This window comes from Citrifermentans bemidjiense Bem, from assembly GCF_000020725.1.
Lineage (GTDB): Bacteria > Desulfobacterota > Desulfuromonadia > Geobacterales > Geobacteraceae > Geomonas > Geomonas bemidjiensis.
Map to the genome: position 1 here is coordinate 4,207,258 of NC_011146.1, position 25,580 is coordinate 4,232,837.

29 protein-coding genes are annotated in these 25,580 nt (G+C 59.6%); 3 read left to right on the forward strand and 26 right to left on the reverse strand.

The annotated features are described in order from the left end of the window. Positions 1–103: 103 nt before the first annotated feature. The 8 genes from GBEM_RS18355 to trxB all read right to left on the reverse strand — a co-directional run bounded on the left by GBEM_RS18355 (position 104) and on the right by trxB (position 6,035). On the reverse strand, positions 104–1,099 hold the full coding sequence (locus GBEM_RS18355; protein WP_012532107.1) for a PDDEXK family nuclease: 996 nt from the start codon (positions 1,097–1,099) through the stop codon (positions 104–106). Between the two features lie 167 nt (positions 1,100–1,266). Then, on the reverse strand, positions 1,267–1,476 hold the full coding sequence (locus GBEM_RS18360) for a hypothetical protein (RefSeq protein ID WP_041262868.1): 210 nt from the start codon (positions 1,474–1,476) through the stop codon (positions 1,267–1,269). 656 nt (positions 1,477–2,132) lie between these two features. Continuing rightward, positions 2,133–2,348: a hypothetical protein gene (locus tag GBEM_RS18370; RefSeq protein WP_012532111.1), complete on the reverse strand. Its 216-nt coding sequence runs from the start codon at positions 2,346–2,348 to the stop codon at positions 2,133–2,135. Between the two features lie 134 nt (positions 2,349–2,482). Next, a complete protein-coding gene (locus GBEM_RS18375) occupies positions 2,483–2,695 on the reverse strand; it encodes a hypothetical protein (protein WP_012532112.1) in 213 nt (70 codons plus the stop codon). Continuing rightward, on the reverse strand, positions 2,692–3,129 hold the full coding sequence (locus GBEM_RS18380; RefSeq protein WP_012532113.1) for a hypothetical protein: 438 nt from the start codon (positions 3,127–3,129) through the stop codon (positions 2,692–2,694). Before GBEM_RS18380 ends, GBEM_RS18375 begins: the two co-directional genes overlap by 4 nt. After that, a complete protein-coding gene (locus GBEM_RS18385; protein WP_012532114.1) occupies positions 3,126–3,554 on the reverse strand; it encodes a hypothetical protein in 429 nt (142 codons plus the stop codon). The genes GBEM_RS18380 and GBEM_RS18385 overlap by 4 nt, the downstream gene beginning before the upstream one ends. Before the next feature lie 465 nt (positions 3,555–4,019). Beyond that, positions 4,020–4,718 (reverse strand): magnesium chelatase domain-containing protein, encoded by a 699-nt coding sequence (locus GBEM_RS18390; protein WP_012532115.1) that lies wholly within the window; start codon positions 4,716–4,718, stop codon positions 4,020–4,022. Positions 4,719–5,084: 366 nt separating this feature from the next. Then, positions 5,085–6,035: a thioredoxin-disulfide reductase gene (gene trxB / locus GBEM_RS18395; protein ID WP_012532116.1), complete on the reverse strand. Its 951-nt coding sequence runs from the start codon at positions 6,033–6,035 to the stop codon at positions 5,085–5,087. Positions 6,036–6,238: 203 nt separating this feature from the next. Here trxB and GBEM_RS18400 point away from each other — a divergent pair, with 203 nt between their 5' ends. Genes GBEM_RS18400 through ilvA form a run of 3 tightly spaced genes read left to right on the forward strand, consistent with a single transcriptional unit; the run spans position 6,239 to position 9,200 of the window. Then, complete coding sequence (locus GBEM_RS18400) at positions 6,239–6,916, forward strand: hypothetical protein (RefSeq protein WP_226373897.1); 678 nt, start codon at positions 6,239–6,241, stop codon at positions 6,914–6,916. 49 nt (positions 6,917–6,965) lie between these two features. Further along, positions 6,966–7,973 carry a cation diffusion facilitator family transporter gene (locus GBEM_RS18405; RefSeq protein ID WP_012532118.1) on the forward strand — a complete coding sequence of 336 codons (1,008 nt, stop codon included), beginning with the start codon at positions 6,966–6,968 and terminating at the stop codon, positions 7,971–7,973. An 18-nt stretch (positions 7,974–7,991) separates the two neighbouring features. Next, the gene (ilvA, locus tag GBEM_RS18410; protein ID WP_012532119.1) at positions 7,992–9,200 is read left to right on the forward strand and encodes a threonine ammonia-lyase; all 1,209 of its coding nucleotides are present in this window, start codon (positions 7,992–7,994) and stop codon (positions 9,198–9,200) included. A gap of 104 nt (positions 9,201–9,304) precedes the next feature. Here ilvA and recQ read toward each other — a convergent pair whose 3' ends face one another. The 18 genes from recQ to murA form a co-directional block, all read right to left on the reverse strand. Continuing rightward, the gene (gene recQ, locus GBEM_RS18415) at positions 9,305–11,104 is read right to left on the reverse strand and encodes a DNA helicase RecQ (protein WP_012532120.1); all 1,800 of its coding nucleotides are present in this window, start codon (positions 11,102–11,104) and stop codon (positions 9,305–9,307) included. 58 nt (positions 11,105–11,162) lie between these two features. After that, on the reverse strand, positions 11,163–11,837 hold the full coding sequence (locus tag GBEM_RS18420; protein WP_012532121.1) for a TIGR04282 family arsenosugar biosynthesis glycosyltransferase: 675 nt from the start codon (positions 11,835–11,837) through the stop codon (positions 11,163–11,165). Between the two features lie 111 nt (positions 11,838–11,948). Beyond that, positions 11,949–12,752: a GTP cyclohydrolase FolE2 gene (gene folE2 / locus GBEM_RS18425; protein ID WP_012532122.1), complete on the reverse strand. Its 804-nt coding sequence runs from the start codon at positions 12,750–12,752 to the stop codon at positions 11,949–11,951. Between the two features lie 60 nt (positions 12,753–12,812). Next, entirely contained in the window at positions 12,813–13,490 is a 678-nt protein-coding gene (gene queC, locus GBEM_RS18430) for a 7-cyano-7-deazaguanine synthase QueC (protein WP_012532123.1), read from the reverse strand. 108 nt (positions 13,491–13,598) lie between these two features. Continuing rightward, the gene (rpoD, locus tag GBEM_RS18435; RefSeq protein WP_012532124.1) at positions 13,599–15,353 is read right to left on the reverse strand and encodes an RNA polymerase sigma factor RpoD; all 1,755 of its coding nucleotides are present in this window, start codon (positions 15,351–15,353) and stop codon (positions 13,599–13,601) included. 32 nt (positions 15,354–15,385) lie between these two features. Beyond that, the gene (dnaG, locus tag GBEM_RS18440; RefSeq protein ID WP_012532125.1) at positions 15,386–17,143 is read right to left on the reverse strand and encodes a DNA primase; all 1,758 of its coding nucleotides are present in this window, start codon (positions 17,141–17,143) and stop codon (positions 15,386–15,388) included. A 12-nt stretch (positions 17,144–17,155) separates the two neighbouring features. Then, positions 17,156–17,644 (reverse strand): CvpA family protein, encoded by a 489-nt coding sequence (locus tag GBEM_RS18445; RefSeq protein ID WP_012532126.1) that lies wholly within the window; start codon positions 17,642–17,644, stop codon positions 17,156–17,158. 115 nt (positions 17,645–17,759) lie between these two features. Continuing rightward, positions 17,760–18,203, reverse strand: a complete 444-nt coding sequence (locus GBEM_RS18450) for a GatB/YqeY domain-containing protein (protein ID WP_012532127.1) — start codon at positions 18,201–18,203, stop codon at positions 17,760–17,762. 8 nt (positions 18,204–18,211) lie between these two features. Beyond that, positions 18,212–18,409, reverse strand: a complete 198-nt coding sequence (gene rpsU / locus GBEM_RS18455) for a 30S ribosomal protein S21 (protein ID WP_011940832.1) — start codon at positions 18,407–18,409, stop codon at positions 18,212–18,214. Between the two features lie 131 nt (positions 18,410–18,540). Beyond that, positions 18,541–18,870 (reverse strand): phosphoribosyl-ATP diphosphatase, encoded by a 330-nt coding sequence (locus GBEM_RS18460; protein ID WP_012532128.1) that lies wholly within the window; start codon positions 18,868–18,870, stop codon positions 18,541–18,543. Between the two features lie 21 nt (positions 18,871–18,891). Next, positions 18,892–19,650 carry an imidazole glycerol phosphate synthase subunit HisF gene (hisF, locus tag GBEM_RS18465; protein WP_012532129.1) on the reverse strand — a complete coding sequence of 253 codons (759 nt, stop codon included), beginning with the start codon at positions 19,648–19,650 and terminating at the stop codon, positions 18,892–18,894. A gap of 117 nt (positions 19,651–19,767) precedes the next feature. After that, positions 19,768–20,499 carry a 1-(5-phosphoribosyl)-5-[(5-phosphoribosylamino)methylideneamino]imidazole-4-carboxamide isomerase gene (gene hisA / locus GBEM_RS18470; protein ID WP_012532130.1) on the reverse strand — a complete coding sequence of 244 codons (732 nt, stop codon included), beginning with the start codon at positions 20,497–20,499 and terminating at the stop codon, positions 19,768–19,770. 130 nt (positions 20,500–20,629) lie between these two features. After that, positions 20,630–21,253: an imidazole glycerol phosphate synthase subunit HisH gene (gene hisH / locus GBEM_RS18475; protein ID WP_012532131.1), complete on the reverse strand. Its 624-nt coding sequence runs from the start codon at positions 21,251–21,253 to the stop codon at positions 20,630–20,632. A gap of 92 nt (positions 21,254–21,345) precedes the next feature. Beyond that, positions 21,346–21,933: an imidazoleglycerol-phosphate dehydratase HisB gene (gene hisB / locus GBEM_RS18480; RefSeq protein ID WP_012532132.1), complete on the reverse strand. Its 588-nt coding sequence runs from the start codon at positions 21,931–21,933 to the stop codon at positions 21,346–21,348. Positions 21,934–21,971: 38 nt separating this feature from the next. Beyond that, complete coding sequence (hisD, locus tag GBEM_RS18485; RefSeq protein ID WP_012532133.1) at positions 21,972–23,261, reverse strand: histidinol dehydrogenase; 1,290 nt, start codon at positions 23,259–23,261, stop codon at positions 21,972–21,974. A 30-nt stretch (positions 23,262–23,291) separates the two neighbouring features. Next, on the reverse strand, positions 23,292–23,543 hold the full coding sequence (locus tag GBEM_RS18490; protein WP_012532134.1) for a hypothetical protein: 252 nt from the start codon (positions 23,541–23,543) through the stop codon (positions 23,292–23,294). 11 nt (positions 23,544–23,554) lie between these two features. Beyond that, positions 23,555–24,193, reverse strand: a complete 639-nt coding sequence (hisG, locus tag GBEM_RS18495) for an ATP phosphoribosyltransferase (RefSeq protein WP_012532135.1) — start codon at positions 24,191–24,193, stop codon at positions 23,555–23,557. A 102-nt stretch (positions 24,194–24,295) separates the two neighbouring features. Continuing rightward, positions 24,296–25,561, reverse strand: coding sequence for a UDP-N-acetylglucosamine 1-carboxyvinyltransferase (gene murA, locus GBEM_RS18500; protein WP_012532136.1), 1,266 nt, complete (start codon positions 25,559–25,561; stop codon positions 24,296–24,298). Positions 25,562–25,580: the final 19 nt, after the last annotated feature.

The following is a 25,580-nucleotide window of genomic DNA, read 5'->3' on the forward strand; positions in this document are numbered from 1 at the left end:
ATTTTAATTATGTATTTCCGGATACTTATCCACACATGGAACGTTTTACGCGTAGGCAAAAACACCAAAAGCCTTTTCAATTTAAAATAAGAATTGGCACATCTTAAAAAGGAAAGCTGTCATCTTCAAAAGAAGGGGTTTCAGGCAGTGCCCCGTTCGGTAGCGGCATATTCGTGACGACAAAGAGATTAACAATATCGTCCCTATCCATGAAAAGAAGCTGGCTCCGCTTTGAGGCATCGAGCTTGTTTCCCAACCAGTTCCGAGCTGCTTTAGTGATGTCACCTGCCGAAACGATAAAAGCATGATCTACGAGCACACGCTTCCCTATCTCTGGATCGAAGATTTCGTGCCCCAGCATCATCAAGACTTGATTGTGAATCTCGGCAACATTGGCATTACCGGCTTTGGTGGTACCTGAAGAATCAATTTTGCCCTTTTTAGCCTGTATGCCGAAGTAGAGGACGTGCAGCGTGGGGAGAGTGAATTTCATCCAGATGTCTTTGCCATACTCCAGCGCTTTGTCTTTGTGACCAGCAGTTGTAATGCGGTGAAATCCAAGCTGACGGAATAGGGGCAGTAGCACCTCTTGAATGATTTCATCTTCAGATGCCACATCAAGGTATGAAAGAAGCTGTTCCCTTTTTTTCTGTTCTGATGCTGAGAATGGACGGTGGGGGTTTACTGCAGCCGAAGCGATAGTATTTGTTGCTATGTGCCGTAAGTAACACTGGCGATCCTCTGCGTAGAAGGCCTCAAAGCCCTCTCGTGCTAATGCTGAATTGAGAAGAGCCAGTGCTCCAGGCCTATCGGGAGGGTCGTTACACGCATCAGCCTGATCCATCAGTGTCTGAATAACACGACAAAACGTCTCCGGTGGGGTCTGAGCATTTTGTTGAGGTTCTTCCAAAATCTCCTTCAAAACACCGGAAACCCAATGATTACGGGTTGACCCGTCATGAACATAATCGGTGTCGCAATCACGGAAAAAGCGCGTTAAATTGCCACCGGTACGGTATAGGAAGAACGTCGTGTTCATGTCATAGTTTCCACATATCATTTCGGCAATAGAATCTAAAGTGCGTTGTTTGAAGGGCATACGTGAACAACTCCTTCCCCTACAAAAGTAATGCATCGCGCCGACGTAATGTATAGTAATAATCCCAAAACGTCAAAGGTGAAGGCAGTTTGCCCCCAGCCTTTGCCGCCCGTTTCACATCGTTCTAACAGCACAGCCCTAGGGAAGCACACTTGACTCCAGTGGTGTTATTCGTCCGCAGCCGGGTCGTGGAGCCGGTCCAAGTCGGCGCGGTACTCCTCCAGTTCGTCGCTGCAGTCCAGGGCTTCGGGATCGGTGTCGAGCAGGCCGTTGTGCTGCGGCGTGTATGTTGTGGGGGATGACTTCCTGGGAAACCTGCGCGGTGCATCGCTGGGGAACCAGACACCGCAACCTGTGCATTGCTGACCTGGGTGCATGGCACGCCCACAGAAGGGGCACCGATGTCTGTCTCCAGCGTATGGGATTTCCATTTTACGTGGTGCGCGAGTTGGTAGATGCAAAGTATGTTCGATCACTGGTGGTGTTTTCCTTTATTCTTTGTTTTTGGGTATGTAGGTATGGACTGGAGCAAGAAAACCCGCTACAGGGCCAATATGAAAGCCTGGGCTACGGCTCTGCTGTCACAGCGTAGGGAGTGAGACCGCGCAACCGCAGCCAAGCCCTAATCATGTTCTCAGCGACTTCTGCTGAGGTGGCCGGGACGGTGGATCGGCGGGTGATGGTCTTGCCGTACTGAGGGAATGAGTAGTGGACTGAGTAGAGCGTCAAGCTGATCTCCTGGATACGAAAAGAGCCGCCCTTTGCGGGGGCGGCTCCTGAGTGTTGATTGAGTTGTTGATGAGGAGCTATGCACTCCCCAAAATCTGGACGCTGATGTCATCCACTTCGTGCGGCGGAATGTCCGCGAAGCAGGCCGGTCTGCCGTACCTTTCACCGACGTGACCACGAATCATTGCGACCGTAGCGCGGCAGGCGGCGGCGGGATCGTCGCCAGGGACGCCCACTGTGCCGGATCGAACGGAACCGTTAAGCAGCTCTACCCTGTACCCAATCATGTAACGCTGTACTGACATTACTGCACCTCCTGTGCGACAGGCAGAAGCAGGAGACGGTAGACCCGCCCGTTGACGTGTTCCGAAAACAGGATGGTGAACCGCTGGCCGCTCTGATCGGTGACCACGTTGTCGACGCACACACCGTCAAGGTGGTCGCTGGTGAAAATTTCAATGGGCTTGATCGGCAGTGCGCTGAAGAGCAGCCCGGACTGTGTTTCAAAGGTATGTGTCATTGGAGTTCCTTGTGAGGCGGGGCGGCTGGAAACTGAAAGAAACAGCCGCCCCTGGAATGAACCGACATTATCCAGCCGGACGGAGCCGCTTTAACCAGCGGCAGGGGTTGCCCTGGAGGAGAGCCAGGAGATCGTTAAAATTGAAGTTCGCCAAGCAACCGCAAGCATTTCACCAGCTCAGTTATATGGTGAACCGCAAGCATGGTATCAGCTACCTCCTCACCATAGGCCCTTACTGCGTCAAGGATCGCCACCCTCACCTGAAATTCGGAGCAGCCGGAGAGACCGGGGTCTGACTTGATTTCGTTGTAGATGGCGTCGATGAGCTGTTCGAGCTGGGGTGTCATGCGGCACCCCTCATCTGAATCAGATCGGCAGGTGCAATCTCTTCGATCTCGGTAAGGACGATCTGCGCGACCTGCTTCAGGTACTCAGTTATGGTTGACTGGTCACTGTACTTAACCGCCAGTTCCTCCCACGCTGCTGCATACGCACCAGGCCGTGCGAGGATGATCTGCGCGGTTATGGCTTTCATGACTTTCAGGGCGTCGGCTTTAACCTCAGCAGTGAAGGCTTCCGAGGCCTCGAAATCGTCAGTGCTGGCCTGCAGTGCAGCGAGTTTGGAGTTAGCAGACTTCGGCGGCTCGTTGTTGATGATCGGATCGAGGAACATTCTGTTCTGCGAAGAGGCGTACTTCAGCACTTTCCTCATGTCCATCTGGACCTGAGGAAGATGGCTGTACTTGTTGATGAGGCTACGGATTAAACTGTTGTGATTCACGGTGTAACTCCTTTTGTTTTAAGTGCTTCGAGTAATTTTCTATCGTAGAAGTTGATGTCGCCTTCGCCGGTCATGTGGCCTGCGGTGTAGTGCAGGTGCCTTTCCGGGGCGAAAGGTAGAAGCAGGTTTGCTGCTCCATCCCCAAGGAACCGCTGAGCCTCCTCTATCCAGGGGAGGAGCTGCCCCGCCTTCGATGTGAGAAGAACATGAAAGTGGGGTCTCTGTTCGCCGGGGTGCCCGAAAGAGACAACGCTGATTGCCCCCAGCCTGATCTTCAGATGCCGAGCGAGGGGCCGTAGGACTTGTTCGACCAAGGGCAAGTAGGCCCTGACCGCGTGAACGTCGTTAGGGATTCGTGCTGTGAGGAACCCTTCCCAAGGGTAGGAAGCCAGCCAGTCGAAGTACAGTTTCTGTGAAATTTCCAATGGTTACACACTCTCCTACGTTAGATGCAGTGGTCTCGGCACAGCCTCCAGAAACATCCTGCAGACTCACCGAGACCACTGTATTCAATTCCCGCCCACGCTCGGCATTCCAGGTTGGACGGGGAGGCCTGGAGCGCATGGAGCAGAGGAAAACTTCTTCCTCTACATTTTTATATACGCAAAAGATGGCTGAAATTATCAGCAGGAATCTCAAAAAAATGAAAATATTTTAAATTTCGGTGGGGTTATAGAACTTGAGGTTAGGAAGGGGGTGGGCGTGAACTCGCCCGTTGTGCCGGGGCAATTTGTCAACCAAAACTAAAGCATCAGGTTGACAAACATATCCAGGCACATTTGTGACGGACTAACCGTTTGGTTTGAACGGCTATCCCCTGATCTTTTGCATGAAGATTTTGGTAGTGGTGGGTAATGTCAGAACTGGCGCGGGTTTAGCACGAAAAGAAGCTACAAAAATGTTCCCCCTGATAATTGGTCTTGTGAAAACAACCTGAGCAGGTTGTGGCTTCCGGCTGCGGCTACTTCGAGGGCGCGCTTCGCGTGCTCCTGTCCCTTCACCTCGCAAAAATCGTCGCCGGCCTCGCCCCCTTGGCAAAACAAGGCGGCGATGTCTGGGCGGTAAGAGGGAATCTCCACTGCGCCGTTAAGAAAATCGACCACCTGGGAGAGATCGGTGACCCCTATCACCTCGACTCCCTCGACCACTCCCCCCTCGGCGACGTTCTCTGCCGGGATGATGATGCCGGCGAGCCCCGCGTCGCGGGCGGCGACAGCTACGGAGAGGCAGCCACGCACCGGTTTCACCCCCCCGTCGAGGGAGAGCTCCCCCAAGAGAATGTAGCGCTGCAGCAGATCCTCCCTTATGGCGCCGGTTGCAGCCAGTATCCCGATGGAGATGGGGAGGTCGAAGGAGGCCCCTTCCTTCTTAACGTCGGCGGGGGCTAGGTTGACGGTAATCTTGCGGTTGGGAAAGTCGTAGCCGGAGTTCTTCAGTGCCGCCTTGACCCGGTCCTTGCTCTCCTTGACCGCGTTGTCGGGAAGCCCCACGGTCGCCAGTTGAGGCAACCCTTGAGCGATGTCCACCTCCACATCGATGAGGATGGCATCAATCCCGACAAGAGCGCTGGAGAGAACCTTGGCAAGCATGAGACCCCCAACTGATAGTGAGGCACCCGGGCGTGTTCTGCGTCGTCTGGCGTTGACGCGTGAGGGATAGGCTGCTGCTGAGCTTCAGGAGCGGGTGGAAACGACGACAGCCAGAGTAACAGCTGCCAAGAATTGGTCAAGCGCGGGACCGGCAGCAGTCAGCCAGACCATGGAGGCAAACCACAGCATGAGGAAGCCTTGTCCAACTGCATCTTCGCCTGTCTCGGGGACAAATAAAGCCCGCGTTGTGTCGTTGGCGTGGTGGGACGGATGAGAAAGGAAGAGGTTGTACTTCGCGGCGGCGCGGTGGGATATTCTGCGGTAGCTCCCGTCCTAGGGAAGAGGGAGCTACCGCAGAACGGGGATCTAGGCCTTGAGCATTTCCAGGTAACGGTCCGCATCGAGGGCGGCCATGCAGCCGGTCCCGGCGGAGGTAATCGCCTGCTTGTAGTTTCTGTCCTGCACATCTCCCGCAGCGAAGACGCCGGGTATGTTGGTGGAAGTGGAGTTCCCTTCATAGCCGCAGTTGGTACGGATGTACCCTTCGTCCATCTCCAGTTGACCGTCGAAGATGTGGGTGTTCGGCTGGTGCCCGATGGCGATGAAGCAGCCGTGCACGCTTATCAACTTGTCCGAGCCGCTGGTGTGCCGCAGCCTGACGCCGGTGACGCCAGACTCGTCCCCGAGCACCTCTTCCAGGTGGTGGTTCCACTCGATGGTGACGTTGCCGTTCTTGGTCTTCTCGATCAGCTTGTCGGTCAGGATCTTCTCGGCCCGGAACTTGTCCCTGCGATGCACCACGGTGACGTGGCTCGCTATGTTGGAGAGATAAAGCGCCTCCTCCACGGCGGTGCTGCCGCCGCCAATGACGACGACCGGCTTGCCGCGGTAGAAAAACCCGTCGCAGGTGGCGCAGGCGGAAACGCCTTTCCCCTTGAACGCGTGCTCAGAGGGAAGCCCCAGGTATTTAGCGGACGCGCCGGTGGCGATGATGAGGGCGTCGCAGCTATAGCTGCCGTTGTCACCTTCCAGTACGAACGGGGGTTTGGTGACCTGAGCCTTGCTGATATGGTCGTAAATGAACTGGGTGCCGAAACGCTCGGCGTGCAGGCGCATACGCTCCATCAGATCCGGGCCCATGACCCCTTCCGGGTCGCCCGGCCAGTTGTCCACCTCGGTCGTCGTCATCAGCTGCCCCCCCGGCTGCAGCCCGGTGATCAAAACCGGGTTCAGGTTGGCACGCGCGGCATAGACCGCAGCCGTGTAACCGGCAGGGCCCGAGCCAAGAATAATGAGACGGTGGTGAGTCACTTCCATTAAAACGACCTCCAGCTGAAATTTAGCCCGAAAGATATCAGTATCTCCCCTGAATTGCAAGGCGCCAGAGGGCTAAGTTATTGACCGAAATAGGTACCTCTGCTACTATTCATGCCGTTGTCATATAATGAGAAGGGGGAAGCATGAAGAAAATCGCGGTATCACTGGCACTGTCCCTGGCGTTAGTCGGGGGAGGGCAAGCAATGGCGAAAGATATCAGATTCAGCAGCGGACTTACCCAAGGGCAGTTCAAAGACTTCACCAAGGAGGCTGGCGCCGCCATCTCCTTCAAGAACACCGCACCAGCCGAACCTCTCGGAATTACCGGGTTTGAAGCGGGCCTGGAGGTTTCCGCCGTCGATATCAGCGGCAACGACTATATGAACAAGGCGTTCGGCGGCAATGCCCCCTCCTACGCGGTGCTGCCCAAGCTGCGCGCCAGGAAAGGACTTCCGCTGGGAATAGACGTCGGCGCCATGTACTCTTACGTGCCCGACTCCAACATCAAGCTCTGGGGCATCGAAGTCAGCAAGGCGATCCTGGAAGGGACCGCCGCCACTCCGGCCTTGGGCGTTCGCGGCACCTACAGCAGGCTTACCGGCGTGAATGATCTCGACCTGCAGACCGCGGGCATCGATGCCTCGATCAGCAAGGGCTTCCTCATTCTGACCCCTTATGCCGGAGCAGGCGGGGTGTGGGTGAGCAGCGAGGCAAAAGGGAATCTGAAAACCCTCTCGCCCAATCTCAAATCAGAAGACGTCTTCCAGCCGCGCGTCTTCGCCGGGTTGCAGGTCTCTCCATTTCCCCTGTTCCACTTCACAGGCGAGGTGGAATACCAGGAGCGCCCGATCTACTCCTTGAAGGCTGCCATAGGTTTCTAACAACCGTCAGTCGGGAGGGGGCTTTTGCCCCCTCCCGCCGGGGTACACCATGCATGCCCACGCCGACACCCATCTGGACCAGAGCATAACGGGTCGCTTCAGGTACGCCATAATCCTTACCGCTATCACGCTCGTTGCCGAACTGGCGGGGGGGCTTTGGACCAACTCCCTGGCCCTGCTCTCCGACGCTGCACACGTCTTCCTCGACCTCTTCGCGCTGCTTCTTTCCCTGGGCGCCATCAAGCTCGCCTCCTACCCGGTCAGCGAGACCCGCACCTTCGGCTGGCATCGCATGGAGGTTTTCGCCTCCTTCATAAACGGCAGCACCGTGTTTCTCATCGCCGGGATCATCAGCTACGAGGCGCTAGTACGCTTCATCCATCCCGAAGAGGTGAAGAGCCTGGAGATGCTAATCATCGCCTTCGTCGGCCTGGTGATGAACCTCATCGCGGCGGGCGCCCTCCACTCGCACTCACACGACGACCTGAACGTGCACAGCGCCTTTCTGCACGTGATCGGCGACGCCGCCGCCTCAGTCGGCGTGATCATCGGCGGCATCATCATGTACTTCACCAACTGGTACCTTCTCGATGCAGTCATCTCCATCGGCATCGGCTTCATCATCTTCTGGGGTTCGTGGCGGGTGATGCGCGAGTCAGTGCATATCCTTTTGGAAGGGGTTCCCCGCGGCGTCGAGGTGGAACAGGTTTCGGCCGCTATCCTGGAGGTCGAAGGGGTGGAAGAGGTCCATCACGTCAATATCTGGACCATCTGCTCCCACATCCTGGCGTTGTCCGGGCACATCGTGGTTCCTCCCACGTTCAAAGGCGAGCATGGCCCAATCCTCAGGAGGATCGAGGAGCGGCTTTTCGAGCGTTTCCACATCTCCCACACCACGCTCCAGTTGGAAACCACCCGTTGCACCGACACGGAGGGGGCGAAGCAGTTCCGCCACCGCCCGCGCGCGGCGTCTTTGGCCCATGCCCATGCCCATCCGCACCACCACCCCCATGGCACTTGCCAGGGGGGGCATCACCATCACGACCACACACCTTAACCCCTCGGACGGTAGATAATGCTTGATTACAACCTGATCGTCGACGCAGCCCAGAGACTCAAAAAAAGGGTGCGCCGGACGGAACTGATCCACGCTCAACATTTCAGCGAGCGGCTCGGCCTCCCCCTTTACTTCAAATGCGAGAACCTGCAGCGCACCGGCGCCTTCAAGATTCGCGGCGCACTCAATTTCATGACCGCGCAGCCGCGCCAGGCACTGGCCGGCGGCGTCATTACCGCCTCCGCAGGAAACCACGCCCAGGGAGTCGCCTTCTCCGCCGACCTCCTCGGGGTTAAAGCGGTGGTCTACATGCCGGAGAGCACCCCGCCGCAGAAGGTATTCGCCACCCGGGACTACGGGGCCGAAGTCGTCCTGGAGGGAAAAAATTTCGACGAGGCGTGCGCCGCCGCCCTGAGGCAAGCCGAGGCTACCGGCGCGCTTTTCGTGCACCCATTCAACGACCCCCTGGTGATGGCGGGACAAGGGACCATCGGGCTTGAGCTGCTGGAGGACCTCCCGGATCTCGCCAACGTGCTGATCCCCGTGGGAGGGGGAGGACTGATAGCCGGCATCGCCCGCGCCATCAAGGAGACCCACCCGCAGGTGAGGATCATCGGGGTCGAAGCCGCCGCAGCCCCTTCGATGCGCCAGGCGCTGCACAAAGGAGAGGTAGTCACCGTGCCGATACGGGCGAGCCTCGCCGACGGCATCGCCGTCAAAACCGCCGGTACCAACACCTTTCCCGTGGCAAAGGAATACGTGGACGAAATCGTCCTGGTGGATGAGGAGGAGATCGCCCTCGCCATCGTCTCGCTGATGGAACGGAACAAGCTGATGGTGGAGGGCGCCGGCGCGGTGGGGCTCGCGGCGCTTTTGAACGGCAAGATAAAGCGGATTTCCGGAAAGACGGTGGCGTTGTTATCAGGCGGGAACATAGACGTGAAGACCATAGCCGTGGTCGTGGAGCGGGGGCTTTTGGCCGCGGGGCGCTACCTGAAGCTGAAGATCGAGCTGGACGACGTCCCCGGCGCGCTGGCACGGCTCGCCACCGAGATCGCCGAGGCGCGGGCCAACATATCCATCATCACCCATGACCGCCGCTCCGAGTCCCTTCCCATCGGGAAGACCGAGGTGCTGGTCGAGTTGGAGACCAGGGGTGCCGAGCACATACAGGACGTCATCAGGCACCTGAGCAAACGGGAGTACCTGCTGGAAGTCATCAAATAAACAAAAGCCATCGGCCACGGGGAAAACCTGAGGAAAGCAAAACTCAAGCTTTGGGTTTTGCTCCGCCTTTCTCAGATGTTCTCCGTGGCCAACGGTTTTAAGGTTCAGTTCGCCTCCTTCTCCAGATGTTCCCTGATCACCCGCAGGAAGGCGTCGCCGTAGCGAGCCATCTTGTGCTGCCCCACCCCGGTTATCTTCAGCAACTCCCACTTGTCCTTGGGCAGCTGCGCCGCCATCTCGGCGAGCGTCGCGTCAGCAAAGACCACGAAAGGCGGCACTTGCTGCTCGTCCGCGATCCCCTTCCTGAGCTCCCGCAACTCCTGGAACAGCGCGCCATCGTAGCTCGGCTTCCTGGCGGCCGACTTCTTCTCCACTACCTTGGTATCGCGCGGCCTGGCAAGCTCCAGCCGCAGCTCCCCCCTCAAAAGCGGGCGCGCCCCCTCGGTCAATTTCAGCACCGAGAAATTCGCCAGATCCTGCTCCAGGTACCCCAGGTGGATCAACTGGCGCAACAGGTTGCCCCAGAACTCCTGGGAGTGTTGCTTGCCGATGCCGAAGGTGGAAAGCTGGTCGTGTTTCAGCTCCTGGATCCGGTGGTTCTGCGAACCGCGCAGCACGTCGATGACGTGCCCCACCCCGAAGCGCTGGCCAACGCGGTAGACGCAGGAGAGCGCCTTTTGGGCATCCTCGGTTGCGTCGAAGCGCTCCGGCGGGCTCTCGCAGATGTCGCAGTTGCCGCAGTCCTGCTCCAGCCGGTCCCCGAAATAGCCGAGCAGCACCCGGCGCCGGCAGGTCTGGGCCTCGGCGAACCCGATCATGCAGTTGAGCTTGTGCAGCTCGATCCGGTTTTGCTCCGCGTTGCCGCCGTTGCCGATGAGCCCGCGGGCCACGGCGACGTCGCCGTAACCGAACAAAAGCAGCGCGTCGGCAGGAAGCCCGTCGCGGCCAGCACGCCCGGTCTCCTGGTAGTAGCTCTCGATGCTTTTTGGCATGTCGTAGTGCACCACGAAGCGGACGTTGGACTTGTCTATCCCCATGCCGAAGGCGACCGTGGCCACGACGATCTTGATGTCGTCCTTGAGGAAGGCGTCCTGGACCCGATGCCGCTCCTTGTCCGGAAGCCCGGCGTGATAGGCGGCCGCCTTGATCCCGGCGGCGCAAAGCTTTTTGGCCACCTCCTCGACCCGCTTCCGTGACAGGGCATACACTATCCCCGCCTCGTCCTTGCGGCTGGACAAAAAGCCGGTGAGCTGGCTGAAGGGCTTATTCTTGTCGATGACGCTGTAACGGATGTTGGGGCGATCGAAACCGGCGCAGTAGCAGGTCGCCCCCTGAAGCCCGAGCCGGGAAAGTATGTCTCCCCTGGTCTGGGCGTCGGCCGTCGCTGTAAGCGCGATCATCGGTATCTCGGGGAATATCTCGCGCAGTACGCCAAGCTGGGCGTACTCGGGACGGAAGTCGTGCCCCCACTGCGAGACGCAGTGCGCCTCGTCGATGGCGAAGAGGGAGATGGGGAGCTGCTTGATCCTTTCCAGGAAGCCGTCGCTCAATAGCCGCTCGGGCGCGACGTAGAGGAGCTTCAGCTCGCCTGCGTGCAGTTGGGCCAGCACCCGGCGCGCCTCTGCTTCGCCCAGCGCCGAGTTGTAGCACGCGGCGGAGATGCCGTTCTCGCGCAGGGCGTCGACCTGGTCCTTCATCAGCGAGATGAGGGGGGAGATCACCAAGGCCGTGCCGGGAAAGCAAAGGGCCGGGACCTGGTAGCAGAGCGATTTGCCGCCGCCGGTCGGCATGAGGACGAAAGCGTCCCTGCCGGAGAGGACCGTTTCCACGATCTCCTGCTGCGGCGACCGGAACGACTTGAAGCCGAAGACATCGTTGAGAATCTGTATGGGGGATGCAGGCATGGCTGGCCTTTGTTACTGCGTGAATTGCTGCCGGAAGGGGGAGCGTCGACGCGGGAGATTATACCGCATCGGCCGTCTGCGCCAGCGTTTCCGGACAAAGGTGGGCGAGGAAACTTCTTGTCAGCGGCGCACCGTTTAGCGGGTCTGAGAGCCCAGGACGCAGCAGGTCCTGGTAGCTGTCCACGTCATACCAGGGAGGAAGGAGCGTGGAGGAAAATCCTGACGCCTGAGCCTGCTTCAAGCTCGTCTCGAGGACCTTAGCTGTGGACCAGGGTATCCCTTGGAAGATGCTCCCCACTCCTCCCCGCACCCCAACCAGGTAATACCCCCCGTCTGAAGCGGGGCCGAACACCGTGTCGCTTCCTCCTTCCAGCCGGGCGAAAGCATCCTCCAGATAAACAAGCGGCAGGTCCGGCGCATCGGAGCCGATCACCACGCTGGAATCGTATCCCAGTTGCGCCAGCTGATCGAAGGCCTGCTCCAGCCTCGTTCCCAGCCCCCCGTCATGCTGCCGCATCAAGGTGGAGTGGGGAGCACTCTTATGGAAAAAGTCGCTCTCCCCTTCGTAGAAGAGAACCGTATCGGCGTTCAACTTCTGAACGCGTGCAATGGTGTCGAGGAGCATGCAGCGGTAGAGTTCGGCCCCCTGCTGCAGCGACAAGGGGGGAGACAACCGGGTCTTGACCAGACCGGGAATTGGTGTTTTGGCGAAGATGGCGAGCGCGCGCTTCATTAGAGGTATTGGCCTTAGAAGGGATAAATGAGTAGAAAAGTCTAGACTTGTCCACAATTTTGCCGTTTATCAACAGAGTTTTCCACAGTCAAGCGGTTGACTGAGACAACTTTATGACTCCCTGCTTCTCTCGATTGCGGCATAGGCCGAGTGTTTGTGGATGGACTCGAAGTTCTCCGCTTCCACGGAAAACCACGTAACGTTCTGCATACTTAGCAGCCGAACCGTCGCCTCGCGCACCATATCCTCGACGAACCGCGGGTTCTCGTATGCGCGCTCGGTGACGAATTTCTCGTCCTCGCGTTTTAGCAGAGAATACACAGGTGAGGAACCGCACTGCTCGATGATTTCGATCAGGTCTTCGATCCAGATGAATTCGCTGTAGCGAACCTGGACTGTCATGATGGAGCGCTGGTTGTGGGCGCCGTAGCTGGAGAGTTCCTTGCTGCAAGGGCAAAGCGAGGTGACCGGCACCTTGATCCCAAGCACGAAGTCGAAGCGGTCCGAAAGCGAGGCGCTGAAGGTGCAGGTGTATTCCATCAGGCTCTTCGCCCGCGACACCGGCGCGGTCTTCTCCACGAAGTAGGGGAATTCCATCTCGAGGTGCGCGTTGGATGCCCCCAGTTTCTCCTTCATGGTGGAGAGGATGAGCTCCAGCTTGTCGAGCGCGATCTCCTCGCGATACTCATTGAGGATCTCCACGAACCGGCTCATGTGGGTTCCCTTGAAGTGATGGGGGAGGTCAACGTACATGTTGATCCGGGCGATGGTGTTCTGAAAGGACTTGTTCTTGTCCATCACTACTATCGGGTAGGAGATGTCCTTCACCCCCACCTTTCCGATCGGTATGTTCCTGGTATCGCGGGTGAGTTGCACGTCGCTCAGGGATGGCTTCTTCAGATATTCTTTGATCATTGTTTTTCCTCGGTTGTTACCGCTCGCCCACGGGAAGAGGCAGGGGATGAGGGCGTGCCGCTAAAGCTTCTGGTACTTTACCGGGTCGGTCACCCCGGCTTCTGCAAACCCTTTGAGTCGTAAACGGCAGGAATCGCACCGGCCGCAGGCCGCGCCGTCTTCGGCAGGGTCGTAGCAGGAATGGGTCTTGGAGTAGTCGACCCCCAGCGACAGCCCCTTCTGGATGATCTCGGCCTTGGTGAGACTGATCAGCGGGGTGTGGATCTTCAACCTTTTCCCCTCGACCCCGGCCTTGGTGGCGAGATTCGCCATGGTCTCGTAGGCCGAGATGAACTCGGGCCTGCAGTCGGGGTAACCGGAGTAATCGAGCGCGTTGACGCCGATGAAGATGTCGAAGCAGTCGAGCGTCTCAGCCCAGCCGAGCGCGAAGGAGAGGAAGATCGTATTGCGGGCCGGCACGTAGGTTACCGGTATCTCCTCCCCGACGCCCTCCTTCGGGACCTCGATGTCGGAGGTGAGGGCGCTCCCCCCCATTTTTCTCAGGTCGAACTCGACCAGCAGGTGATCCACGGCCCCCATCGGGCGAGCGTTCAGCTTCGCCACCTCCAGTTCCTGCTGGTGCCGTTGCCCGTAGCTGAAGCTGAGGGCGTAGGGTGCGAAACCCTGCTCCTTCGCTATCGCCAGGCAGGTGGTCGAATCGAGCCCGCCGCTGTAAAGGATTACCGCCTTTTTTTGCATCTTTTCACCTCGTTGAAGGATGAGGTTTGTCCTGCACCCTCTGTGTTCCGTTCTCTAATTTTACAAAAACAAAGGGCCGCGCCGATGATCCGGTGCGGCCCTGGATGCTTACTCTACGAAGCTTTTCAGCTTCTTAGCCCGGCTGGGGTGGCGCAGCTTCCTGAGCGCCTTCGCCTCGATCTGCCGGATCCTTTCACGCGTGACCTCGAAGTCCTGGCCCACCTCTTCGAGGGTATGGTCGCTCTTCTCGCCGATGCCGAAGCGCATCCGGAGCACCTTCTCCTCGCGGGGGGTGAGGGTGGAGAGCACCCGGGAGGTCTGCTCGGAAAGGTTCGCCTTGATCACCGCTTCCAGGGGAGAGACCACACCCTTGTCCTCGATGAAATCCCCAAGATGCGAATCTTCTTCCTCGCCGATCGGGGTCTCCAGCGAGATCGGCTCCTTGGCGATTTTGAGAACCTTGCGCACCTTGTCCAGCGGCAGCGCCATGCGCTCGGCGATCTCCTCGGGGGAAGGCTCGCGGCCGATCTCCTGCACCAGCTGGCGGCTGGTACGGATCAGCTTGTTGATGGTCTCGATCATGTGCACCGGGATCCTGATGGTACGGGCCTGGTCCGCGATGGCGCGGGTGATGGCCTGACGGATCCACCAGGTGGCGTAGGTCGAGAACTTGTAACCGCGCTGGTACTCGAATTTGTCCACAGCCTTCATGAGGCCGATGTTCCCTTCCTGGATCAGGTCCAGGAACTGCAGACCGCGGTTGGTGTACTTCTTGGCGATGGAGACGACCAGGCGGAGGTTGGCCTCGACCAGTTCGCTCTTGGCCAGCTTCGCCTTGTGCTCCCCTTCTTCGATGGCGAGCAGGGCGTTGGCGAGTTCGCTCGCCTTGAAGCCGGACTCCTGCTCGATCTTCTTCAATCTAGCTTCGCTGGAGCGGAAGCGCTTCTCGAGCTTCTGCCCTTCCTCCAGCGTCAGGTTCAGCTTCTTCTGGAACTCCGCCTCGGAACCGCCCTTCGCCCCTTCGAAGGCGGCAAGAAAAGGCTCCCTCTCGGCGCCGCTTTCTTTCTCCAGCTCGGTGATCTCCTGCATCACCGTATCGACTTTGCAGGAAAGCTCCTTCAGGCGCTGGGCAATCTTCTCGATGTGGCGGTCCTTCAGGCGCAGCGACTTGAGTGTCTCCGCCATCTTCACCTTGAGTTCGGCGTGCTCGGCACCCAGGGCCTCGCGCTCCTTTGCGGCAGCCTTCTCGTTGTCCAGAACACCCTGGATCTCGTTCATCCGCAGATCGATTTCCTTGATCTCGTCGATGATGGTGAGCACCTTGAGGGCCTGGAGATCCTCTTCCCCTTCCTCCAGCACCTCTTCCTCGACGTCTTTGGATATCTCGATGGCGCCGATCTGCTGCTTCCTGAGACGCTCGCCAAGGGAGACGACCTCTCTCACCGTGATCGGAGTGTTCAGGATGACGCTGGCGACGTCGCGCTCGCCCACCTCGATCCTCTTGGCGATCTCGACCTCTCCCTCACGGGTGAGAAGCGAAACGGAACCCATCTCGCGCAGGTACATGCGGACCGGGTCGCTGGTACGGCCGAGGGTGCCGGGCTCGAACTCGACTTCTTCCTCACTTCCTTCGTGCTCTTCCTCTTCTTCCAGATCCATCTTGATCTTCGGGATCTTTACCTTCTGGGCGGAGTCGACTATCTCGATGTCCATATCGCCAAACATGCTCATGACGTCGTCTATCTGGTCGGAGGAGACGATGTCAGGGGGAAGCAGGTCGTTCACCTCTTCGTAGGTGAGAAACCCCTTTTCCTTGCCCAGGTCGATGAGCTGCTTCACTTCGTCCATGCTTTTCTTGGCCATTTACCACGCTCCACTACAGCTTTTGAATCCTACTATAGTAATTTCGATTTTTTATTACGCAACCGCTCAAGTTCAGCCAGAATCTCCAGGTATCTGGGAGAATCCGGATCGACCGTGGCAAGCTCTCGCGCCAGGGCCTTGCCGCCCCCCTTCAGAGCATGCCGCTCCAGGGCTTGGCAGCACTGTTCGAACGCCTTGACGGCGTTCATGTCTTCCAGGTGCGCATCCTCAACAAAAAGCGAGAACAGGCGGCTGCGCTCCTCGGGCGATTCTATTTGCTCCAGCACGCGGGAGAGGTCCAGGTCCCCCTGCCCCGCCTCCGCGATCATGGCCTCGGCGAGCCTGAGATGAGCGCCGCTGAAAAGCTTATCGGCGCCGTGGTCCCGAACCCTTAGTACGACTTCGGGATACTTCGCCATCAGCGTCAGGAGCACCTCTTCGGTGGCTGCATTGCGCGGCGGCGCCGCCTTCGACTGTTGGGGGCGCGGCGCGGCGGCGGGTATCCCCACCCTCTTGTGCAGCATCGCCTGGTCGATCCCGACCGCCCGGCAGATCTCCTTCTCGTAAAGCCCGCGCTCGACCGGGTCCGATATCTTGGAGAGCCGCGGCGAGACCTCGTTCACGAAGGCCACCTTCCCCTCGACGCCACGGATGTCGAGGCTCTTCAACACGCCTAGGTAAAACGATTCGAAGATGGGAAGAGACTGTTCCAAAAGGGGCGCAAAAGCCGCACCTCCCTCGCGTCGGATGAAGGTGTCCGGGTCGTCCCCAGACGGGACTTCCACCACCCGCGCCGGAAACCCCTCCTCCAGGAAGAGTTCCATGGAGCGGACCGTCGCCTTGCGTCCTGCCTCGTCTCCGTCAAAGAGCATGTAGGCGCGCTCGGCGTAGCGCCTGAGAAGCTTCACGTGCGGCGGCGTCAGCGCCGTGCCGCAGGTGGCGACCACGTTGGTGTAACCGGCCCGGTAAAGGGCCAGATGGTCGAAGTACCCTTCGACGACGATGGCGCTTCCCTGCTCCCGCATCCCCTTCTTGGCGAGATCGACTCCGAAGAGGACCTCGCTCTTGTGGTACACCACCGACTCCGGGGAGTTGATGTATTTAGGGAGCGAGTCGTCCATGACCCGTCCGCCGAAACCGATGGCGCGGCCATGGAGATCCGAGATGGTGAAGAGAAGCCGGTTGCGGAAGGTATCGTAATAGCCGTCCCTTCCCTCCCTTTTCCTCAAAAGCCCCAGCTTCTCGGCCTGCTCCTGCGGCACCCCTTTTCTCTGGAGGAATTTCGCCAGGTTGTCCCATCCCGCCGGAGCAAAGCCCATGCGGTAGGTGGCGGCAGTTTCCTGGTCCACGCCGCGCTGCTGCAGGTATCCTCTCCCGGCAGCGCCCGCCTCGTCCGACTCCAGCACCCGACGGTAGTACTCGCAGGCTAGGTCGTTGATGTGAAAGGCCTGCTCCTGCTCGTCCATCTTGCGCTTCTCGTCGCGCGAAAGAGGCCGCTCGGGGATCTCGACCCCGACCTTCTTGGCGAGGAACTTCACCGCCTGGGGGAAACTCAGCCCCTCCATGCGCATCACGAAATCGAACGAGTTGCCGCCTGCACCGCAGCCGAAGCAGTGAAAGATTCCGCGTGCGGGATTCACGTTGAAACTGGGGGTCTTCTCGCCGTGGAAAGGGCAGATGCCCTGGTAGTTCGCCCCCGATTTCCTGAGGCTCATGTAATCGGAGATGACCTGGAGAATAGGAGCCCGCTCGCGCACCTCCCTGACCTTTTCATCCGGAATCATCGACACTGCTGTAATTCCTTATTTCCTGCGTACTGCCCCTTCCCATCCGGCGGCGATGCTGCCCCCGGTCGAGGCGAAAGCGTTTGCGGTCTTGGATCGGGAGACCCATCCCTTGAACTTGTCGGGCATGGGTTTTGTGGTCGCGAGGTAGAGGACGACGCAAAGGACGAACCCTCCCTCAAGAAAGCCGAATACGATGCCGCCGATCCGGTTGATCCCTCCCAGGAGCATGACCTTGAAGATGACGGTGAGCAGATGGCCGAGGAAATAGAAAAGGACGCCCAGCAACAGGAAGATAAGGAGAAACGACAGCGGCTGCGCCACCTGCGGGGGAAGGTTTATGAACTGCCTGAGCCCGAGGCTGAGAAATGAATAGTATCTGAAAGCGGCCCAGCCGCCCGTGACAAGGCCTAGCAGGGAGCAAGCCTCCCTCACCAGCCCCTTCGAGAACCCTTTTGCCACAAAGAAGAGTAATACCACCCAGATAAGGATGTCGAGAAGGATCATGCACGCACCTGGTCAGCAGCCACAAAGCAAAAGAAGGGGGAATCGGTAGATTCGCCCCTACTCATGACACCTTAAAACCCGCAATCACCCCCGGGATCTCTCCCGGGGGCAACAGTCATGCGAGTTTTTCCTTTACAACTTCGCTCACCAATTTACCGTCTGCGCGGCCGGAAACCAGGGGTTGCAGGGCTTTCATCACCCTGCCCATGTCCTTTCCGCTCGTGGCGGAGGTTTCCGCTATGACTTTCTCCACAAGGGATACCAGCTCTTCCCGTGTCAGCTGCTGGGGGAGGTAACCGGTCAAGAGCGTAAGCTCCGCCTCCTCCTTATCCACTAGCTCCTGTCTGCCTGCTTCCTTAAAGAGCCGTATGGATTCCCTGCGCTGTTTGCAGAGGGTAACTATGGTTTCGGTGATTTCCGCATCGCTCAGATCGCGTCTGAGTTCGATGGCGCGGTTCTTCACCGAGGAGAGCAGCATGCGGACGGTGGAAAGGCGCAATGCATCGCGACTTTTCATCGCTTCCTTAAGATCCGCGTTTAATCTCTCCTGCAGTTGCATGAATCCCTCTAGTCAACCATCTTCCGCTGTTTTTTCAGAGCACGCTTACGCGCTGCAATGGCCTTTTTCTTCTTCTTGATGCTCGGCTTCTCGTAGTGCTCTCTTTTGCGAACCTCTGAAAGGATCCCAGCTTTCTCGCACTGCTTCTTGAACTTCTTGAGCGCTAGCTCAAACGGTTCAGCTTCTTTTACCTTTACTCCCGGCATTCATATTCCCCCCCCTTCTCTTCTGGATTTACTAACTTAGTGGGTACGGGCCGGCAGACACTATTCAAGGAACCAGCAATATAGCACTCGTTCAGTTTTTGTCAAGAATTTTCTAAGTTTTTCAGAATCCGCTAACCTACCCTGGATTCCTTCTCTTCGATGCCCGAAATACCGAAGCGGCGCCTTAGTTCGGCATAGACCTCTTCGGGGTCGATATCGTAGAAACCGAGGAGCACGAGGCTGTGAAAGATGAGGTCAGCCGTCTCGTAGATGATCTCCTCGCGCTTCCCCCCTTTCCCCGCGATGACGACCTCCGTCGCCTCCTCGCCCACCTTCTTCAGGATCTTGTCCACCCCTTTGGCCATGAGGCTCGCGGTGTAGGAGGATTCGTTGGGGTTGGCCTTTCGTTCCTGGATCACGCGGTAAACCGCGGCTATGATGTCGTCCTTGGGCTTTTCCATGCATTGCTCCCTGATAGATATCTAGAGTCGTACCGGCACGCCCCGTTCGCGGAGGTAGCTCTTCGCCTCTTCGATGGTGTACTCGCGGTAGTGGAAAATGGAGGCGGCGAGACAGGCGCTGGCGCCGGCCTGGGTGAAGCCGTCGTAGAGATGGGACAGCCCGCCGACGCCGCCGGAGGCGATGACCGGGATGCTCACCGCGTCAACCACCGCGCGGGTGAGCGGCAGGTCGTAGCCGTCCTTGGTGCCGTCGCGATCCATGGAGGTGAGAAGGATCTCCCCCGCGCCCATGCCCTCCATCCGCTGGGCCCACTCCACCGCGTCGATGCCGGTCGGGTTCCTACCGCCGTGGGTGTAGACCTCCCAGCCGCCGCCGGCCCTGCTGCGGGCGTCGATGGCGACCACGGTGCACTGCGAGCCGAATTTCTCCGCCGCCTCGCTCACGAACTCGGGGCGGTGCACGGCGGCCGTGTTGATGGAAACCTTGTCCGCGCCGGCGTTCAGAAGGCGCCTGATGTCCTCGACCACCCGCACCCCGCCGCCAACGGTCAGGGGCATGAAGACGCGCTCGGCGGTGCGGCGCACCACGTCGATGATGATGTCACGGTCGTCGGAGGACGCGGTGATGTCGAGGAAGGTCAGTTCGTCCGCGCCCTGCTGGTCGTAGAGCTCGGCGATCTCCACCGGGTCACCGGCGTCGCGCAGTCCGAGGAACTGGACCCCTTTAACTACCCGCCCCCCCTTCACGTCCAGGCAGGGGATGATTCTTTTGGTCAGCATCGGAAACCCCAGATTAAGATTGAGATTAAGATTGAGATTAAGACTAAGTTTGAGACTTCGAAAGCGTCAGGAAAGCCCAGGTTTCCTTAGTCTTAATCTTAATCTCAGCGCTGCTTTTCAGCGCTGCTTCTTAGTGAGCGCTATGGCCTCGGCGAGGTTGATGGCGCCGGAATAGATGGCCTTGCCGGTGATGACGCCGGTGACGCCGGAAGACTCGATGGCAATCAGGTTCTCGATGTCCTGCAAGGAGGAGAGCCCGCCGGAGGCGATCACCGGGATGTTGATGGCTTCGGCCAAGGCCTTGGTCGCCTGGATATTCGGCCCCTGCATCATGCCGTCGCGGCTGATGTCGGTGTAGATGATGGCGGAGACGCCGTCACCCTCGAACTGCCTGGCCAACTCCGTCGCGGTGATCCCGGTCACTTCGGCCCAACCCTGGACCGCGACCATGCCGTTTTTGGCGTCGATGCCGACCACGATCTTGCCGGCGAACTTGGCGCACGCCTCCTTCACGAAAGCGGGGTTTCTCTGCGCGGCGGTACCGATGATGACGCGCCCGATCCCCAGCGAAAGGTAGGCCTCGATGGTGGCGATGTCCCTGATGCCGCCGCCCAGCTGGGTCGGGATGGTGACCGATTTGACGATCGCCTCGATAGCCGAGCGGTTCTTGGGCTCGCCGGCAAAGGCGCCGTCCAGGTCGACTATGTGCAGGATCTCGCCTCCCTGGCGCTGCCATTCCGCGGCCTGCGCACCGGGGTCGTCGTTGAAGACCGTGTCCTTCTCCATCAGCCCCTGCTCCAGGCGGACGCAGCAGCCGTTTTTCAAGTCTATTGCGGGAATGATGATCATTGCTTCTCCCAATCCATTTCATGGCGCGCGTCTTCCCGGCGCGTCCGTATTTATATATATGCCGTCGCCACACGGTATCTCCCTCGCCCTCTGGGAAAGGGCCGGGGTGAGGGAGCGCGGCAGGCCGCCCTTATTTCATCTGCGCGAAGTTCTTCAGCATCGCGAGCCCCTTATCCTGGGACTTCTCCGGGTGGAACTGCGCCGCAACGACGTTGTCGCGCCAGATGGCCGCGCAGAAATCGATGCCGTACCCGGTGGTCGCCGCCACGACCGACTCGTCATCGGGCTTCACGTAGTAGGAGTGGACGAAGTAGACGTTGGTCCCCTGCTCAATCCCCTGGAAAAGCGGCGACGGGCGCTTCACGTTTAGCTGGTTCCACCCCATGTGCGGGACCTTGAGATCCTCGCCGGCCTCCACCATCCCTTCGGGGAAGCGGAGCACCTTGCCCGGGATGACGTTCAACCCCTGGTGTCTCCCGAACTCCTCGCTTTCGGTGAAGAGAAGCTGCAGACCGAGGCAGATGCCGAGAAAAGGCTTCCCCTCTTTGATCACCTTGAGGATCGGCTCCACGAACCCACCCTCTTCCAGATTCCTCATGCAGTCACGGAAAGCGCCCACACCCGGCAGGACCACCCGCTCGGCATCGAGCAGCACCTTGGGATCGGCGGTAACGACCGCCTCGAAGCCGACCTTCTCGAACCCCTTCTGCACGGAGCGCAGGTTCCCCATGCCGTAGTCAATAATCGCGATCATATGAAAAATCCTTCCGGCATCACTGCCGCAGACAAATAAGTTACCGCCCTCACCCCGGCCCTCTCCCAAGGGGAGAGGGAGGTGAACCAAGGCTACAGCTTCCCCTTGGTGGACATGACCCCTTCGATCCTTGCGTCCAGTTGGGTCGCCTGGTCCAGCGCACGCGCCGCCGCCTTGAAGCAGGCCTCGACGATGTGATGGACGTTGTCGCCGTACATCAGGTTCAGGTGTAGGTTCGCGCCGCAGTGGTTCACGAACCCCTGGAAGAATTCGCGCACCAGTTCGACGTCGAAGTCGCCGATCTTCACCTTGGGGAGCTCGACGTTGTAGACCAGGTAAGGACGGCCGGAGAGGTCGGTGGCTACGCTTGCCAGCACCTCGTCCATCGGCACCACGGCGTTGCCGTAGCGGCGGATGCCGCACTTGTCACCCAGGGCCTCCTTGAAGGCGGTGCCGAGCACGATGCCGATGTCCTCGACGGTATGGTGGAAGTCGATGTCGATGTCGCCGTGCGCCTCGACCTTCAGGTCGAACAGGCCGTGTCGGGCGAAAAGGTCGAGCATGTGATCCAGAAACGGCACCGAGGTGCAGATCTGCGCCTCCCCCTTGCCGTCTATTTCGAGGGAGAGCTTGATCTGCGTCTCCTTGGTGATCCTTTCGATAGCTGCCGATCTAGCCATGACGTCTCCTCCTTGGAATTATCAACGCAAAGTGCAGGCTACTTCTTCAACCTGAGGCTCACCGACCTGCCGTGGGCGTCGAGCCCTTCCAGGCGGGAGATCCTGACGATATCCTCGCCGACGCGCTCAAGCCCGCCGCGGGTGAAGTGGATGATGGAGCTTTTCTTGACGAAGTCGTCCACGGAGAGCGGCGAGAAGAAGCGCGCCGTTCCGCCGGTGGGGAGGGTGTGGTTGGGTCCGGCTAGGTAGTCGCCGGCCGCTTCCGGGGTGTAGTGCCCCATGAAGATGGCGCCGGCATTGGTGATGAGCGGCAGGATCTCGAAGGGGTTCTCGACGGCGAGCTCGAGGTGCTCGGGAGCGATCCTGTTGGAGAAGGCGATCGCCTCGTCCAGGTCCCCGGCAACGATGATGACACCGAAGGACTCCCACGACTTGCGCGCGATTGCCTCGCGCGAAAGCTCCTTCAGCTGGCGCTCCACCTCGTTCGCCACCTTCTCGCCGAAGCTGCGGTCGGCGGTGATCAGCACCGAGGAGGCGAGTTCGTCGTGCTCCGCCTGGGAGAGGAGGTCAGCCGCCACGTGGACCGGGTTGCCGCTGCCGTCGTTGATGACCAGGATCTCGCTCGGGCCCGCGATCATGTCGATGCCGACCTGGCCGAAGACGAGCTTCTTGGCGGTGGCTACGTAGATGTTGCCGGGGCCGGTGATCTTGTCCACCTTGGGGACGGTGGCCGTGCCGTAGGCTAGCGCCGCTACCGCCTGGGCGCCGCCGATGCGGAAGACGCGGTCCACGCCGGAGAGCTTCGCCGCCGCCAATACGTGCGGGTTCATCTCGCCGCCCGGGGCCGGCACCACCATGACGATCTCGCCGACTCCCGCGACCTTGGCGGGGACGGCGTTCATCACCACGCTGGAGGGGTAGCAGGCCTTGCCACCGGGGACGTAGATGCCGACCTTGGCGAGCGGAGTCACCTTCTGCCCCACCATGATGTCGCTCTCCTCGGTGGAGATCCAGCTCTGCTGCTTCTGCTTCTCGTGGAAGCGGGCGACCCGCTCCACCGCGAGCTTGAGCGCCGCCAGGTCCTTCGGCTCCACCTGGGCCATGGCCTTGTCGAATTCCTCCGGCGTCACTTCAAGTCCGGCGGCGTCGCACGAAAGCATGTCGAAGCGCCTGGTGTATTCCAGGAGCGCCTCGTCGCCGCGGCTTCTGACGTCGGCGATGATGCCGAGGACGACCTCCTCGACCTCGCGCCCCGACTCCTCGCCGCGCTCCACTATGGCGTCGAATTTAGCCTGAAAACCTGCTTCCCTAATGTCGAGGAACTGCATTTTTAGACCTCGCGAATCATGGCATTGAATTCAATCGTTCTTCTCTAACATCGCCCGGATCTCCGGGTCTAGCTCCTGGCCCTTCTGGGAGCGCGCAGCCAGGGACGCGGCCGTCAGCGATTCCTCCAGCCGGGCTAGGACCGCGGCGAGCCCCTTCAACTGCTCGGTGATCTCCGTCAGGCGCCGGTCCCGGTTCGCCGGGTCACCCTCGACTACGTCCGACCCCGCCTCCTGCAGCTGCTTGCGTAGATCCTGCAACGCCTCGGTCAGTTCCTTTTCCACCCGGCACCTCGCTAGATGTGCTGTTCCAGCCCCTCGATGATCTTGGATATCCTCTCGTGCTTGGTCTTCATGCTGGCGCGGTTCACGATGAGGCGGCAGGTGATCTCGGCGATGGTCTCGATCTCCGCCAGGCCGTTTTGCTTCAGGGTCTCGCCGGTGGATACCAGGTCGACGATGCGCTCGGAAAGCCCTACCAGCGGCGCCAGCTCAATGGAGCCGTAGAGCTTGATCAGCTCGACCTGAATCCCCTTGGCTGCGAAGTACTTCTCCGTCACGTTGGGGTACTTGGTGGCGATCCTGATGTTGTTCCAGGCGGACGGGTCGTCCTTGCTGGAAAGCTCCACCGGTTCGGCGACCATGAGGCGGCAGTAGCCGAACTTCAGGTCGAGCGGCTCGTATAGATCCTTCTCCGCCTCCATCAGCGTGTCCTTGCCGACGATGCCGAGATCGGCGCAGCCGTACTCGACGTAGGTCGGGACGTCGGTCGCGCGCACGATCATGTAGCGCATCTTCTGCTCTTGGTTTTCGAAAACGAGTTTGCGGGTGTCGGAGAGGAGCTCCTCGCAGTCGATACCGATCTTCTTGAATAGGGCAACGGAATCCTGGAGGATGCGGCCTTTGGGGATGGCGATGGTGATGAAATCGGGCATTTAATAACTCCGTGGGAGCATGGCAAGCCGGAACTGGTGGACCATGGGTTTTAATGAACCCGGTGGAGACGCATGGAGCGCCCCACCGGGATACCGTAGAAGCTAGGGGCCTTCGTTGTCCGGGACGCGGGCTATGTCGGCGCCGAGGCCTGCGAGCTTCTTCTCGATGCTCTCATAGCCACGGTCCAGATGGTAGATCCTGGAGATCTCGCTGGTGTTGTCGGCGGCGAGGGCGGCCAGGATCAGCGATGCGGAGGCGCGCAGGTCGGTGGCCATGACCGGAGCCCCGGAGAGCTTCTTGACCCCCTTCACCGTGGCGCTGTTCCCCTCGCAGATGATGTCGGCGCCGAAGCGAAGCAGCTCGGAGACGTGCATGAAGCGGTTCTCGAAGATGTTCTCCGAGATGACGCTGGCCCCCTCGGCGATGCACATGAGCGCCATGAACTGGGCCTGCATGTCGGTCGGGAAACCGGGGTAGGGCCTGGTCTTGATGTTCACGTTGCGAATCTTCTTGGGACCCTTGACGCGGACCATGTTGTCCTTGTTGGTGATCTCGACGCCGGCGTCCTGCAGTTTGAAGGAGAGGGCGTCCAGGTGGTCCAGGCGCATGTTCTTGATCTTGATGTCGCCGCCGGTGATGGCTGAGGCGATCATGAAGGTCCCGGCCTCGATGCGGTCCGGCATCACGGCGTGCTCGGCGGCAACGAGCCCCTCGACCCCTTTGATGCGGATGGTGTCGGTGCCGGCGCCGTCGATGTCGGCCCCCATCTTGATCAGGATTTCGGCGAGATCGACGATCTCCGGCTCGCGCGCCGCGTTTTCCAGGATGGTCTCACCCTGCGCCGTGGCCGCCGCCATCAGGAGCTGCTCGGTGCCGCCGACGGTGGAGATGTCGAAGTTGATGCGCGCCCCTTTGAGTTTCTTCGCCTTCGCCTCGACGTAGCCGTGCTCCAGGGTGATCTCCGCGCCCAGCGCGGCGAGCCCTTTGAGGTGCAGGTTGATGGGGCGGGCGCCGATGGCGCATCCACCCGGAAGCGAGACTCGGGCCTGGCCGAAGCGCGCCAGGAGCGGACCGAGCACGAGGACCGAAGCGCGCATGGTGCGCACGAGGTCGTAGGTCGCCTCGAAGCTGTTCAGGTTGGTGGTGTCGATCTTTACCACGTTCCCCCTGCCGTCGACCGTCGCCCCCAGCTTCTCCAGCACTTTGATGGTGGTGTTGATGTCCCTCAGGAAGGGAACGTTGCTGATGGTGTGGCATCCCGGAGCCAGGATGGTGGAGATAAATATGGGGAGGGCAGCGTTCTTGGAACCGCTTACGGTCACTTCTCCGGAGAGCTTGTTGCCACCTTTAATTACCAGTTTTTCCACTGTTACCTCTTTTGCTTTT

Coding starts and splice junctions, on each gene's coding strand:
- hisG (WP_012532135.1), bottom strand. CDS start 24,193: ATGCCCGATTTCATCACCATCGCCATCCCCAAAGGCCGCATCCTCCAG.
- trxB (WP_012532116.1), bottom strand. CDS start 6,035: ATGGAAGTGACTCACCACCGTCTCATTATTCTTGGCTCGGGCCCTGCC.
- hisB (WP_012532132.1), bottom strand. CDS start 21,933: ATGGCTAGATCGGCAGCTATCGAAAGGATCACCAAGGAGACGCAGATC.
- rpoD (WP_012532124.1), bottom strand. CDS start 15,353: ATGGCCAAGAAAAGCATGGACGAAGTGAAGCAGCTCATCGACCTGGGC.
- hisD (WP_012532133.1), bottom strand. CDS start 23,261: ATGCAGTTCCTCGACATTAGGGAAGCAGGTTTTCAGGCTAAATTCGAC.
- folE2 (WP_012532122.1), bottom strand. CDS start 12,752: ATGATCAAAGAATATCTGAAGAAGCCATCCCTGAGCGACGTGCAACTC.
- GBEM_RS18375 (WP_012532112.1), bottom strand. CDS start 2,695: ATGACACCCCAGCTCGAACAGCTCATCGACGCCATCTACAACGAAATC.
- recQ (WP_012532120.1), bottom strand. CDS start 11,104: ATGCCTGCATCCCCCATACAGATTCTCAACGATGTCTTCGGCTTCAAG.
- GBEM_RS18355 (WP_012532107.1), bottom strand. CDS start 1,099: ATGCCCTTCAAACAACGCACTTTAGATTCTATTGCCGAAATGATATGT.
- ilvA (WP_012532119.1), top strand. CDS start 7,992: ATGCTTGATTACAACCTGATCGTCGACGCAGCCCAGAGACTCAAAAAA.
- GBEM_RS18420 (WP_012532121.1), bottom strand. CDS start 11,837: ATGAAGCGCGCGCTCGCCATCTTCGCCAAAACACCAATTCCCGGTCTG.
- GBEM_RS18400 (WP_226373897.1), top strand. CDS start 6,239: ATGGCGAAAGATATCAGATTCAGCAGCGGACTTACCCAAGGGCAGTTC.
- GBEM_RS18450 (WP_012532127.1), bottom strand. CDS start 18,203: ATGCAACTGCAGGAGAGATTAAACGCGGATCTTAAGGAAGCGATGAAA.
- GBEM_RS18360 (WP_041262868.1), bottom strand. CDS start 1,476: ATGCACCCAGGTCAGCAATGCACAGGTTGCGGTGTCTGGTTCCCCAGC.
- GBEM_RS18390 (WP_012532115.1), bottom strand. CDS start 4,718: ATGCTTGCCAAGGTTCTCTCCAGCGCTCTTGTCGGGATTGATGCCATC.
- hisA (WP_012532130.1), bottom strand. CDS start 20,499: ATGATCATCATTCCCGCAATAGACTTGAAAAACGGCTGCTGCGTCCGC.
- hisH (WP_012532131.1), bottom strand. CDS start 21,253: ATGATCGCGATTATTGACTACGGCATGGGGAACCTGCGCTCCGTGCAG.
- GBEM_RS18370 (WP_012532111.1), bottom strand. CDS start 2,348: ATGACACATACCTTTGAAACACAGTCCGGGCTGCTCTTCAGCGCACTG.
- GBEM_RS18405 (WP_012532118.1), top strand. CDS start 6,966: ATGCATGCCCACGCCGACACCCATCTGGACCAGAGCATAACGGGTCGC.
- GBEM_RS18445 (WP_012532126.1), bottom strand. CDS start 17,644: ATGATCCTTCTCGACATCCTTATCTGGGTGGTATTACTCTTCTTTGTG.
- hisF (WP_012532129.1), bottom strand. CDS start 19,650: ATGCTGACCAAAAGAATCATCCCCTGCCTGGACGTGAAGGGGGGGCGG.
- queC (WP_012532123.1), bottom strand. CDS start 13,490: ATGCAAAAAAAGGCGGTAATCCTTTACAGCGGCGGGCTCGATTCGACC.
- rpsU (WP_011940832.1), bottom strand. CDS start 18,409: ATGCCGGGAGTAAAGGTAAAAGAAGCTGAACCGTTTGAGCTAGCGCTC.
- GBEM_RS18460 (WP_012532128.1), bottom strand. CDS start 18,870: ATGGAAAAGCCCAAGGACGACATCATAGCCGCGGTTTACCGCGTGATC.